4 protein-coding genes are annotated in these 13,140 nt (G+C 65.9%); 3 read left to right on the top strand and 1 reads right to left on the bottom strand.

Annotation, left to right across the window (positions count from 1 at the left end):
• Positions 1-5 precede the first annotated feature (5 nt).
• Positions 6-851: an IclR family transcriptional regulator gene (locus VF436_RS03215; RefSeq protein ID WP_330902540.1), complete on the bottom strand. Its 846-nt coding sequence runs from the start codon at positions 849-851 to the stop codon at positions 6-8.
• A gap of 140 nt (positions 852-991) precedes the next feature.
• On the opposite strand from VF436_RS03215, the gene VF436_RS03210 reads away from it, so the two are divergent.
• The 3 genes from VF436_RS03210 to VF436_RS03200 form a co-directional block, all read left to right on the top strand.
• On the top strand, positions 992-2,185 hold the full coding sequence (locus VF436_RS03210) for an MFS transporter (protein ID WP_330902539.1): 1,194 nt from the start codon (positions 992-994) through the stop codon (positions 2,183-2,185).
• Between the two features lie 100 nt (positions 2,186-2,285).
• Positions 2,286-3,218, top strand: a complete 933-nt coding sequence (locus tag VF436_RS03205; protein ID WP_330902538.1) for a 2OG-Fe(II) oxygenase — start codon at positions 2,286-2,288, stop codon at positions 3,216-3,218.
• A gap of 111 nt (positions 3,219-3,329) precedes the next feature.
• The coding region (locus tag VF436_RS03200; protein WP_330902537.1) for a putative Ig domain-containing protein at positions 3,330-13,140 on the top strand (9,811 nt) is incomplete at its 3' end.

Here is a 13,140-nt window from a genome sequence, read left to right as displayed (position 1 = left end):
GAGGTCTAGATGCTGGTGCTGCCACTTGCTTGCAGTGCGCGAGCGATTTCCTTCGCTGCCACGCGCACGGGTTCGAGCGCGGATGCCTCGAATTCTTCGATGGTGGTGCGCACGGCCGGTGCGGCCACGCTGATGGCACCCACTGGATGGCCGTCCGCGTCGAGTACGGGCACGGCGATGATGCGCAAGCCCTCGGTGAGGGTGGACGGTGCCACCGCGTAGCCTTTCTTGCGGATCTTGCGAAGTGCAGGCATGACATCGGCTACGCTGCGCTTGTCCTGGTAGCTGTGCGTGCGATTGGCATCGGCCGTCATCAAGCGCGCCATGTCCGGCTCGGAGAGAAACGCCAGCATGCTCTGGCCAATCGCGCTGATATGCGCCGGAAGCGTCGTACCGACACGGATATCCACACCCAGGCGGCTGTGACCGGCGCGAACGCGTTCAAGGTACAGCACGTCCGGGCCTTCGAGTACTGCAAAACTGGCCGCTTCGCCCAGGTGGCCGACCAGGTCGCGCAGGTAAGGGCGCACGATGGCGCGCATGTCCTGGTGTGCCAGTGCATGAAAACCCAGGTCCAACACTTTCAGCGTGAGGCGAAAACGCTTGGTGGCCGGAATCTTCGTGACGTAACCCAGGCCTGCCAGCGTAGCCAGCATGCGATGCGTGGTGCCCGGATCGAGGCCGGCCGCGAGGCTGACTTCGCTCATCGTCAACTCCGGCGTATCGGCCGTGAACGCTTCCAGTACGCGAAAGCCCTTTGCCAGCGACTGCACCGTGCTGCGCATGTCGGGCGAGGCGGCGCCGGTGCCGGCGACACGTAGTGGGGCAGGGGAATCGATTCGCTTGACCATCGAACGCCTCTTCTGCAAAACTTCGGAATGCGAAAAAATTTTCGTATTTCGAAATTAGATTCCGCCGTGATCACGCAGCGGTCAAGTTGCTGCGCAACAATCAAGGCGGCGACTGCATTGGGCGCAGTCCGGAGTTCTTGATGACACCCCTGAAAGAGGCCGGCGCGAATCATGCGCCGATGCCTGCGTGGATCACCTGGTTGCTCGCCACGGCATGCGGCCTGATCGTTGCCAATATTTATTACGCACAGCCGCTCGCTGGCCCGATCAGCACGTCGCTGGGCATGTCGCCACAGATGGCCGGCACCATCGTGACCATGACGCAGGTCGGCTATGGTCTCGGGTTGCTGTTCCTGGTGCCGCTTGGCGATCTGTTCGAAAATCGCCGGCTCGTGTTTTGTGCCTTGGCGTTGGATATCGTCGCGCTTGTCGCTGCCGGCGTGGCATTCAGCCCGGTGATGTTCCTGGTTGCCGCCTTGTTCATCGGCTTCGGTTCTGTAGCGGTGCAGGTGCTCGTGCCGTATGCGGCGCATCTTTCGCCCGAGGCAACGCGCGGTCGCGCGGTGGGCAACGTCATGAGCGGCCTGATGCTTGGCATCATGCTGGCGCGTCCGGTAGCCAGTCTGGTAACCCAGCTATCTTCCTGGCATGTGATCTTCATTGCTTCCGCTGCCATCATGGTGTTGCTTGGCGTCGTGCTCTGGCGCGCGCTGCCGCAGCGCATGCCGTCGCCGCGCCCACGCTATCGGGAATTGCTGGCATCCATGGGGCACCTGGCATTGACCACGCCCATCCTGCGTCGCCGTGCGCTATACCAGGCATGTCTGTTCGCGGCCTTCAGCATATTCTGGACGGTCACACCGTTATGGCTGGCAAGCCCGGCTTTCGGCTTGTCGCAAGGTGGTATCGCCATCTTTGCGTTGCTCGGCGTTGCTGGCGCCATCGCTGCGCCATTGGCCGGACGCATGGCCGATCGTGGCTGGACCCGCGCCGCCACGCTCATCGCCATGTTGGCCGTCGGTATTGCATTCGCACTGACGCGTATCGATGCATCGCTGGTATTGCTGGTGCTGGCCGCCTTCGTCATCGACTTCGGCGTATCGGCCAATCTCGTCCTGGGGCAACGCGCCATCTTCGCGCTCAATCCCGCACACCGCAGTCGCTTGAACGGGCTGTTCATGGCCACCTTCTTCCTGGGCGGCGCAGCCGGCTCCGGCCTCGGTGGCTGGGCCTATGCCCACGGCGGCTGGCCACTGGCCTCGTGGCTGGGTATTGGCCTGACGGGCGCGGCGTTGCTTTATTTTGCGACGGAGCCACGTCGACGTCCTCTATGAGGCCTTGAGAAAAAAACGAATCGCACCCCTAAACTTTTTCCGGAAAGTCGGGATAAGTCATACAGGTTAGCGAAATCCTGGACGGGTAGAGGGGCGGTTCATGGTGGCCTTGGCTGTGGAGAACAACGCGACGTATGCCGGTGGCGGGCAGGACGTGCCATTGCAGACGTCATTGAATGCCGAATGGGCTCATTGGGTGTTTCTCAACCTGTCGCGTGGATGCGTGCCGCAGGCAGTCGCCGAGGAAATGGCGCTTCGTGGCTTCGATCCGGCTTTCGCCTGGTTCACCATCAACTGGACGCTGGCTGAAGCCAGGCCGGTACCGTTCGGCTTCGACTGGCATACGGCTGCCAACACATACGTTCACGAGCCCTCGCGATTGCCCGCGGGGCACTTGTTGCCGACCTCGGATTGGCCGGTCAAGGTCTCGCTGCGGCTGGCGCGGCCGCATGTGGCCATCCTGGACAATATCCTCAGCCACCAGGAGTGCGACGAAATCATTCGCCGCTCGATAAGCAATCTGCGGCGCTCTGGCACGGTAGATCCGCAGACCGGTGGGGAATTGATCATCGATGACCGGACCAGCGAAGGCACCAGCTTCGTGGTCAACGCGGACCCGTTCATAGCCAGGCTTGATCGGCGGATTTCCGAAGCCTTGAACTGGCCAGTCGATCATGGCGAAGGGTTGCAGGTGCTGCATTATCTCGAAGGTGGTGAGTACAAGCCGCACTTCGACCAGTTTGCCTATAACGACCCAGGTAGCCATCACCATCTGGCGCAGGGTGGCCAGCGCATATCCACGCTGGTGATGTACCTCAACGACGTCGAGGCAGGTGGCTCCACGGTATTTCCCGAGATAGGCCTGGAAGTGATGCCCCGCAAGGGGGCTGCCGTGTATTTCGAATACACCAATAGCCTCAACCAGACCGACCCCTTGACGCTGCACGGTGGTGCACCGGTAGGACGCGGCGAAAAATGGATCATGACCAAGTGGATGCACCAGCGTTCACTCGCCTTGACGTCTATGATCTGACATCGCAAAAACTTTCGACGTTTCACCCCTAAACTTTTTTCTCGAACCCGGGATAAGTCTTCTACCGGGGGCTCATGGTGATGCCTCCCGCACGGATGGGTGAAACGCATCATGGTGGCAGTGATTACGGGTGGTGGTCTGGGTCTGGGCAATACCTCGCTGACCCAGTTGGGTCAGGCGCAAGGTGGTGCGGCGTCCCTGGGCCAGGGCGGTGATGCGGCCTACGTCAATGCAGCCACCGGCAACCTGGTGCTCAACGGGGTCAGCGAAGGGCTGGTTTTCGATGGCCTGTCGCTCAATCTGGTGCGTACGTACAACAGCTTCGGGCAGGCGAGCGCGTCGGGGCATTGGAGCTACGGCTTCCATCGCAGCCTGGGTGGCCTGACCGGATCGCTCAATACGGCCGGCAGCACGATCACGCGCACGGCCGACGACGGCTCGACCGAGGTGTTCACCTACGACAGCAATCGTGGGCTGTATGTCGCCAGCGGGCAGAGTGGCGCGCGCGATACCCTGAGCTGGAACGCCGGCACGAGCACCTGGACGTACATCGATCGCGCCAGCGAGCAGCCGGAGACCTACGACGCGAGTGGCCGGCTGAGCACGATCGGCACGCCGCTGGGCATGGTCTTCACGCTGTCCTACAACGGCAGCGGCCAGTTGGTGCAGATCACCGATGGCGCGGGTGACCGGATGGTGCTGGGCTACAACGGCGCGGGGCAGTTGACCAGCCTGACCGACCTGTCGGCCAGCAATGCCACGCTGGGCCAGGTGAGCTACGGCTACGACGCGTCCGGCCGCCTGACCTCGGTGAGCACGAGCCTGGTGTCGGACACCAGCACGGCCACCGGCAGCTACAGCACCACGTATACCTACGACGGCGCCAGCGACCGCATCGCCTCGGTGACGCAGAGCGATGGCACCACGGTCAGCTATGGCTATACCCAGGATGCCGCGGGCGACTTCCAGGTCACCACGATCACCACCGGCACGGGCGCCGCCGCGCAGACCGTGAGCCTGAGCTACGCCAGCGGCAGCACCACCGTGACCGATGCCCTGGGCCAGGCCACGACGTACCAGTTCGATGCCGGCGGCCGGCTCACCGCCGTGATCGCCGCCCCGGTCGGAGGGAGCCGCCCGACCACGCACTACACGTACGATGCCGATGGCAACGTCCTGACCCGCACCGACCCCGATGGGGCGGTCACCCAGTACAGCTACGACGCGCAGGGCAACCTGGTGAGCGTGGTGGATGCGCTGGGCGACACGGTCACCTACGGCTATGACGCCGAGGATCGGCGCACCAGCCAGACCACCTACACGGTACCGGCGCAGGGCACGCCTGGGCAGTCGGGCTATGTGGCGCCCGGCGGGGCGCAGACGACGTACTACGTCTATGACACCGGGTTCGCGGTGGCGCAGTTGGCGTATGTGATCGATCCGCTGGGCCAGGTGACCGAGTACGACACCGGCACGCAACTGAGCAATACGGTGCTGACCTCGGTCAAGCAGTACGTGGGCGTCCCCTACGACGCCTCGGGCGCCAGTGCGAGCCAGCCGCCGACGCTCGCGCAACTGCAGGCGTGGGTGGCCAGTGCGCCGGTGCAGGCGACGCTGGGACGGATGCAGCGGGTGGATTACCAGTACGACGCGCGCGGCACGCTGGCGCAGCGCATTGCCTGGAGCACGCTCGATGCGCAGGGCCAGGGCACGATAAGCGGCGATGGGGGCGCGACGGTCACGCGCTACACCTACGATGCGCAAGGTCGGCTGCTGCAAACGGGCACGGCGCGCGGCAGCGATCGCAGCACGCTCGAGACCACCAGCTACACCTACGACGGGCTCGGTCGCCTGTTGAGCAGCACCGATCCGCTGGGCAACGTGACCACGTATGGCTACGCGGATGCGACCGGCACCCAGGTGATCACGTACGCCAATGGCCTGGTCACGACCCAGGTCACCACCAGCGCAGGCCTGCTGCTGAGCCGCACGCAGTCGGGTGCCGGACAAGCGAGTCGCACCACGCGCTACATCTACGATGCGGCCGGGCAACTGCGCACGGTGACCGATCCTTCCGGCGCGGTGACGTACTCGTTCTACGATGCCGACGGACGGGTGGCCGGCCTGGTCGATGCGCTCGGCGCAGTGACGGCCTACACGTACGATGCCGACGGCCGCGTCATCGCGACCACCGCGTATGCCACGGCGGTGGACATCACCGGTTGGCCGGGCAGCCTGCCGGCGACGTTGCCGGTGCCGACCGCCAGCCCGGACGACCGTACGACGCACACGGTGTACGACAGCGCTGGCCGGGTCATCGCCACGGTCGATGCCACCGGTGCGGTGGTGACGATCACGTACGACGGCACCGGGCAGGTGACGAGTAGGCGGGCCTATGCGCAGCTCCTGACGGGAGCCGCGCTCAGCACGTATCTGGCGTCGCCGTTATCGGCCCACCTGACCGCCTCGGCGAGCGATCGCGTGACCCAGGCGTTCTACGACGCCGACGGCCAGGTGCTGGCCACGATCGATGCGGACGGCTACGTGCAACGCACGATCTACGACAGCGCCGGTCGCGCGGTCCAGTCGATCGCCTACGCCACGGCGGTGAGCGGCAGCTTCGCCAGCGACGCGGCCTTGATGGCCGCCGTGACCACGAGCGCGCAGGACCAGACAAACCGTACGTACTACGACGCCGCCGGCACGGCCGTGGCGCAGATCGACGGCGACGGTTACCTCACCACGGTCGGCTATGACGAGACGACGCACACGCGCACGACCACGCGCTACGCCACCGCGCTGACGGCGGCGCAACAGAGCGCGCTGACCGGTGCCGAAAGCAACGCGGCGCTGGTGGCCCTGCTGGGGAGTACGCCCGCGAGCCAGGTCAGCACCTGTGTCTACGATGCCCAGGGGCGCAAGCTGACCGAGACAGCCGCCGATGGCACGGTCACGCAGTACCAGTACGACGCGGTCGGCCAATTAACGCAGACCGTGGTGACGCCCGTCAGCGGGCAGGGCGCGGCGCGCACGGCGAGCGCGACCTACGATGCGTTCGGCGACGTGTTGACGCAGACGGATGCTACGGGCGCAACGACGACTTATGCCTACAACACACTCGGCCAGCGCACTCGTGCCACCGATGCGTTGGGTCATACGGTGTACTCGTATTACGACGCCGACGGCCGCCTGGCTTATACGGTGCAGGGCCAGCCCGTGGGGGGCGTTCCCAATGCGCGGGGCGCTCTCACCGCCTACACCTATAATGTCTTCGGCCAGGTGTCGGCGACGCGCCAACTGGCCGCATGGGTCACGCTGACCGCCACAGGCACCAGCAGCGGAAGTACGCTCAACGTCAGCACCGCCACGCTGGCCGATGTAGCCGTCGCCGCTGCCGCGCTCGGCAACCCGGCGCAAGATCGCCTCGTTACCACCACGTACACGCTCGCCGGTCAGATCGCCAGCCGCATCGATGGACGCGGCTACCAGATTGCCGACCAATACGACGCCTTCGGCGACATCACTCAGGTGCAGCAGCAACTGAGTCAGCCGGGTAGTGCACTCAGCACGACTAATAGCACCACTACCGCGTTCGCCTACGATGCGCGCGGCCAGCGCATCAGTCAGGTCGATGGCGTGGGCAGCAGCGTAGCGCGCACCGAGAGCATGCAGTACGACGCGTTTGGGCGCGTGGTGCAGCAGATCGATGGCAACGGCCATGCGATCACTTACGCCTATGATCCACTCGGCCGTCAGGTCAGCAGCAGCCAGGTGGTGCAGGGCGCCACGCGTACCATCCAGAGCACCTACGACGCGTTCGATCGCGTGCTGACCCAGACCGATGCGCTGGGCCAGACGACACGCTATCAATACGATATCGACCATCATCGCGTCACCGTGACCTCTCCCGATGGTGTGGTCACGGTCAGTACGCAGGATGCCTACGGTGACACGGTGGCTGTCACCGATGCGCAGGGCCACACGCTGACGTCGACCTACGACGGCGATGGCCGCGTGTTGACAGTGACCGATGCGCTGGGCCATGTCACGACAAACCAGTACGACGCGGTCGGCGACCTTTTGCAGGTCACCGACGCGGCGGGCCAAGTCGTGGGTTACACCTACGATGCGGCTGGCCATGTACTGACGCGCACGGTCGATCCATCGGGCCTCTCGCGCGTGACGACCTACGTCTATGACGCGTTGGGTCGCACGATTGGCGTGACCGATCCGACCGGTATGGTCACCACGATGCAATACGACAACGATGGCGACCTGCTTCAGGAAGTCGTCGATGCAGGAGGCCTGAACCGCATCACGACGTACACCTACAATGGTGACGGCAAAGCCTTGACGGTGACCGTCGGCAGCGGCGCCGCTGTGCAATCCACGCAATGGATCTACGACGCGCTGGGCCGCCTCAGCCAGCAAATCGTCGATCCATCAGGCTTGGCGTTGACCACGCGCTATGCCTACGACGCCAACGACAACCTGGTCAGCGTGACGGATGCCAATGGCAACGTCAGCCGCACGTTGTACGACGAGGCCAACGAGAAGCGCTACAGCGTCGACGCGACCGGGGCGGTGACGCAGTACAGCTACGATGCCGATGGCCGGCTGACCCTGACGCGTGGTTATGCGACACGGTTGAGCGCCAGCCAGATGAGTACCCTGGCGAGCACGCCGAGCGTGGCGACGATGGCGGGTTTTGCGCTGCCGACCTCGGGCCAGGACAGCTATCGCCAGCAGGTCTACAACGCCGACGGCCAGGTGATCTACCAGCTCAACGGCACCGCGCTCAACGTCACCCAGTACACCTACGACGCCGCCGGGCAGGTCACCCGGACCACCGTGTACGCCACCGCCTTGGGCGTCGCGTTGAGCCCGACGGCAACGGTCGCCGACGTGGCGGCCCGTGTGCAGGCCAGCGGCCAGGACATGACCGCGACCACCGCCTACGACGCGGACGGCCAGGCGGTGTACCAGATCGATGGCGTCGGTGATGTCACGCAAGCCGTCTACGACGCCGATGGCCGCGTGGTGCGCACGATCGCCTACGCGCTGCCGTTGAGCGCGGCGGCGCTGTCGCAGCTTGGCAGCCAGCCCACCGCCGCGGCGGTCGCTGCGGCGATCACGCCCAACGCCGGCGACCGGCGCACCACGACCGTCTACGACACGGCGGGCCAGGCGGTGCTCACCCTCGACGCCACCGGCGCGGCCGTGGCGCGCACGTACGATGCCGATGGCCGTGTCACCAGCGTGCACGCCTATGCGCAGGCGGTGAGCCTCAGTGCCTTGGCGGCGCTGGGCGATACGCCGACCGCGGCGCAGGTCGGTGCGCTGCTGTCGGCCAGTGCTGCCGATCCGGTGAGCTACACCGTGTATGACGCGGCTGGCGAGCCGCGGTTTACCATTGATGCGCTCGGCAATGTCACCGAGACACGCTATGACGCGGCTGGTCGGGTGATCGAGACCCTGGCCTACCCGCAGGCGATCGATGTCAGCGCGCAGGTCACGGCCTTGCAGCAGGGGACGGCGCTGGGTTGGCTGGCCGGGCAGGTGGGCGGTGCCAGCGGCGCCAATGCCGACAGCGCCGCCCAGGCGACATTGCGCCTGTACGACAGCAGCGGACGCGTGCGCTTCCTGGTGCGGCAGAACGCTGGCGGGACACAGGGCACGGTCAGCGAGCAGCGCTACGACGCCAACGGCAACGCGGTGGCGCAGATCGCCTACGGGCAACTGCTGAGCTTGCAGGCCGGCACGCCCTTGAGCGCGCAACTGACGACCGAGGGCGTCGCCGCGACCCTGGCCCAGGCGCCCCAGCAGAGCACGCGTACCGTCTACGATGCCGACAACCGCGCGATCTACACCGTGGATGCGGCCGGCGATGTCACCCAGGTCAGCTACGACGCCTTCGGCCGGGTGATGCAGACCACGCGGTATGCGCAGCCGATCGTGCCGCCGGCCAGTCTCGATGCCGCCAGCGTGGCGGCGGCGGTCCAGGCGGCCGGTGGCAGTGCGGGCGCGCGCCTGAGCACGGTGACCTACGACAGCCGCGGTGACGTGCTGACCACCGGCGATGCGCTGGGCGTCCATACGACCTACACCTACGACGGGCGTGGTCTGAAGACCGCGATGAGCAATCGCGACGGGGCCTCGTGGCTCTATCGCTACGATGCCGCCGGTCGTCTGGTGCAGACGCAGAGCCCAGCCGTCACCGTGGGCAGCTACGACGCCAGCACCGGCGCGTTCTCGGCCACGGCCAACCAGTTCCTGTTCACCACCACCACGTACGATGCGTTCGGTGAAGCCGGGATCGTCACGCAGTCGTGGGGCAGCAACGCCGCGTCGGTGACCCAGGCGACGCGGGTGAGCTATGGCTACGATGCCGACGGCCGCGTGATCACCACCGTCAACGCACTCAACGTAGCCACCCACGTGACCTACAACGCGCTCGGCGAGGCGGTGGTCAGCCAGGACGGCAACGGGAACTACAGCTACCAGGTCTACGACCGTGGCGGGCAGGTCGCCTACAGCGTCGATGGTGCGGGCGACGTTACCGCGTTCACCTACGACGCCTACGGCCATCGTACCGGTGTGACGGCGTATGCCACGCCGCTGCAGACCGCGGCGATCGCCGGCTGGACGCCCGGCCAGCCCTTGAGCGCGGCACAGTTGCAGCAGGGGTTGGTGGCCTCGGCCAGCGACCGGGTCACCACGGTGAGCTACGACGCACTCAATCGCGTCACGCAGACACAGCAGTCGGCGATCAGCTACACCGCGTCGATGGGCGCCCTGGCCGGCACGGTCGCGACGGGTGCACCGACGACGACCTATACCTACGACGCCTACGGCAACCGGATCAGCCAGTCGGTGTTGATCCAGGGCGCACTGACGGTGGGGTCCACCAGCACGGCAGCGGTGTGGGCGACCACGTATAGCTACTACGACGTGCTCGACCGGGTGACGATGACCGTCACGCCAGCCGGCGATGCCAGCGCGCCCCAGGGCTACGTCACCACCACCGCGTACAACGCGTTCGGGGATGTCAGCCAGGTGCTGCAATACGCGCGGGCGATCAGCACGGCGGGCCTCAGTGCGACCACGCCGCCCGCCTTGCCGTCGCTGGGCGACAACGTGATCGGCTTTGATCGCACCACGCAGTACACCTACGACGCGATCGGCCGGGTGCTCAGCCGTACCGATCTGGGCGCGGCGATGTACACCGGCGGCACGCCGGGCCTGCTCAACGGCAGCACGGCCAGCTACGCCGAGAACAACGCCAGCAGCGTCACGAGTTATACCTACGACGGCGAAGGCCGGGTGCTGACGCAGACCGTCAACGGTGCCACCACGACGACCACCTACGATGCGTTGGGTCGGGTGCTGACGGTGACCGCGCCCGCACGGCAGGTCCTGGTCGACAACTGGCAGACGCTGCTGCAACAAAACCCCACCTGGGACCTGACCACGGCGGCGCTGTTCACGACCGTCAGCCCGGTCACCACCTACGTGTACGACGCGCTCGGCGATGCGCTCAGCACGCACGTCGCCGGTGGCGGCCAGTCGACCCAGACCTGGTCGTATTACGACGCGCTCGGCCGCCCGGTGGAACAGATCGATGCCACCGCCATCGGATACTTCACCGACTACGACGGCAACGGCAATATCACCGCGCAGCGTTACGGCCTGACCACGGAAACCGCCGCGGTCACCGTCACCACCACGGCGACCTACGACGGAGCCAACCGTCGTACCAGCCTGGTGGTGCAGCGCGACGGTACCAGTACGCCGGACGCGGCCAGCTACGTGCAATACAACGCCTTCGGCGAGGTGGCGGCACAGGGCGACCATGCCGGCACCTATGCGGCAATCAGCACGCACGACAACGCCGGTAACCTGACGAGTGCGCCATCGAGCAACGGCGCGATGCACACCTACGGCTACGACCTGGCCGGGCGCCGGGTCACCGACAGCAGCGTCGTGACCGGCGGCAACGGCACGGCGGTGGTGCAGGACGTGCTGAACCTGGCCGGGCAGGCGGTTCGCGAGGTCCGTCCATCCAGCACCGCGGCCAGCGGCAGCAGCGCGACGGCCAGCACGTATACCTACGACCGCTGGGGCCATGTGCTCAGCCAGGTCGATGCCAACGGCAACCGGACCACCTTCGCCTACGACAGCCAGGATCACCTCGTGATGGAGTCCGAGGCGGCTGTCACGGTGGTGTCGGAGACCGGCCTCTACAGTACGCAAAACCCGTTCAAGCAGTGGTTCTACAACATCGACGGCGAGCTGATGCTCACGCGCGATGAAGACGCGCACCTGACCAGTTACACCTACGACACCGTCGGCAACCTGCGCTATCAGCAGGACGGCACCGGCGCGAACACCTACACCGCCTACGACGGCCTGGGCCGCGCGGTGGCGCAGCAGACGCCAGGGGTGCAGGAAGTGGCCGGCACGGTCGCGCCGATTCATTTCACGGCCTATGACGGGCTCGGTCGCATCACCGCGCAAGGCGACTTCACCCAGTCCGCACCGGGCGCCGCGCGCAGCCTGGCGGTGCAGGGCACGTACCTGCTCAACAGCAACGGCGATCGCCTGCAAAGCAAGGATGCACTGGGCAACGTTACGCACGACACCTATGACAGCCAGCACCGTGTGCTGACCAGCACCACGCCACTGGCGCAGACCACTACCTACACCTACGACGTCAACGGACACCTGGTCCACCAGGTCAGCGCGGCCGGTCGTACGCAAAGCTGGACGTACAACTACTTCGGGCAGTTGCTCACGCATACCGACGAGAGTGGCGCCACCTACACCTACACCTACGACAGCCACTCGGGCCTGCTGGCCAGTGAGACCAGCAACTGGACGGCCACGGGCACCCCGGGGGCGGTGACCTCGACGCTGGCCTTCCAGTACGAGGCCGATGGGCAGATCGCGCAACTGACCGAGACGGTGGGAGGCGCCACCTCGACCTACACCTACCAGTACGACGCCAACGGCAACCAGGTGCACGAGACCGACAGCACGCAAGATGGCGCCGGCACGGCGGTGTCCACGCAAACGCTGATGAGCTACGACAGCCACAACCGGCTGCAGGTGGTGACCCAGGAGAAGGGGGACGGTAGCGCGGCCATCATGCGTACGGCCTACGTCTACGATGCGGTGGGCAACCGCCGCGCGGTGTTCGCACGCAGCGCCTACAACACCGATGGCACCCCGGCAGCGGCGATTCCGCTGGGCAACGGCGGTCCCACCGTCAGCGCGGGCTTGGCCGCGCAGACGGTACAGCCGGGGAGTGCACTCAACTATGGCGTGCCGCTGACCAACTTCGTCGACAACCTCGGCCTGGGGCTGACCTACACCGCCACGGGCCTACCCAGTTGGATGAGCTTCAACGCCACGACCGGCGCCTTGACCGGTACACCGCCGAGCAACGCGGCCAGCTATACCGTGACGATCACCGCCACCGATGCGCTCGGGCGCAGTGTCAGCAGCCAGATCACCGTGACGGTGCCGCTGGTCGCGCCCAGCTTTAACGGCGCCACCATCGCCAATCCATCCCTGCAATACAACACGGCCTTCAGCATCACCGCACCGGCGGCCACCGATGCCAATGGCCTGCCGGTGACCTATAGCGGGGCGTACTACAACGGCTCGACCTGGGTGGCATTGCCCTCCTGGATCAGCTTCAATGCCAGTACGCGTACCTTCAGCGGAACACCGCCGCTCAACGGTGGTGCCGGCAGCGCCGGCACATATACGTTGGCGATCATCGCCACGGCCAGCGGCAACCCGCAGACCAGCGCGATCACCTTCAACATCACCGTGCCGCCGGTCGCCACGCCGCAGTTTCCGGCCGGCCCAGGCACCGAGAACGTCCAGGTCAGCAGCAGCTTCAGCTTTACCGTAC

The sequence above is a fragment of the Dyella sp. genome, assembly GCF_036384435.1.
Classification (GTDB): domain Bacteria; phylum Pseudomonadota; class Gammaproteobacteria; order Xanthomonadales; family Rhodanobacteraceae; genus GSA-30.
The sequence above is the reverse complement of the archived record's forward strand: the minus strand, read 5'-3'. Positions and strand labels throughout refer to the sequence as shown.

Coding starts and splice junctions, on each gene's coding strand:
- VF436_RS03215 (WP_330902540.1), bottom strand. CDS start 851: ATGGTCAAGCGAATCGATTCCCCTGCCCCACTACGTGTCGCCGGCACC.
- VF436_RS03210 (WP_330902539.1), top strand. CDS start 992: ATGACACCCCTGAAAGAGGCCGGCGCGAATCATGCGCCGATGCCTGCG.
- VF436_RS03205 (WP_330902538.1), top strand. CDS start 2,286: ATGGTGGCCTTGGCTGTGGAGAACAACGCGACGTATGCCGGTGGCGGG.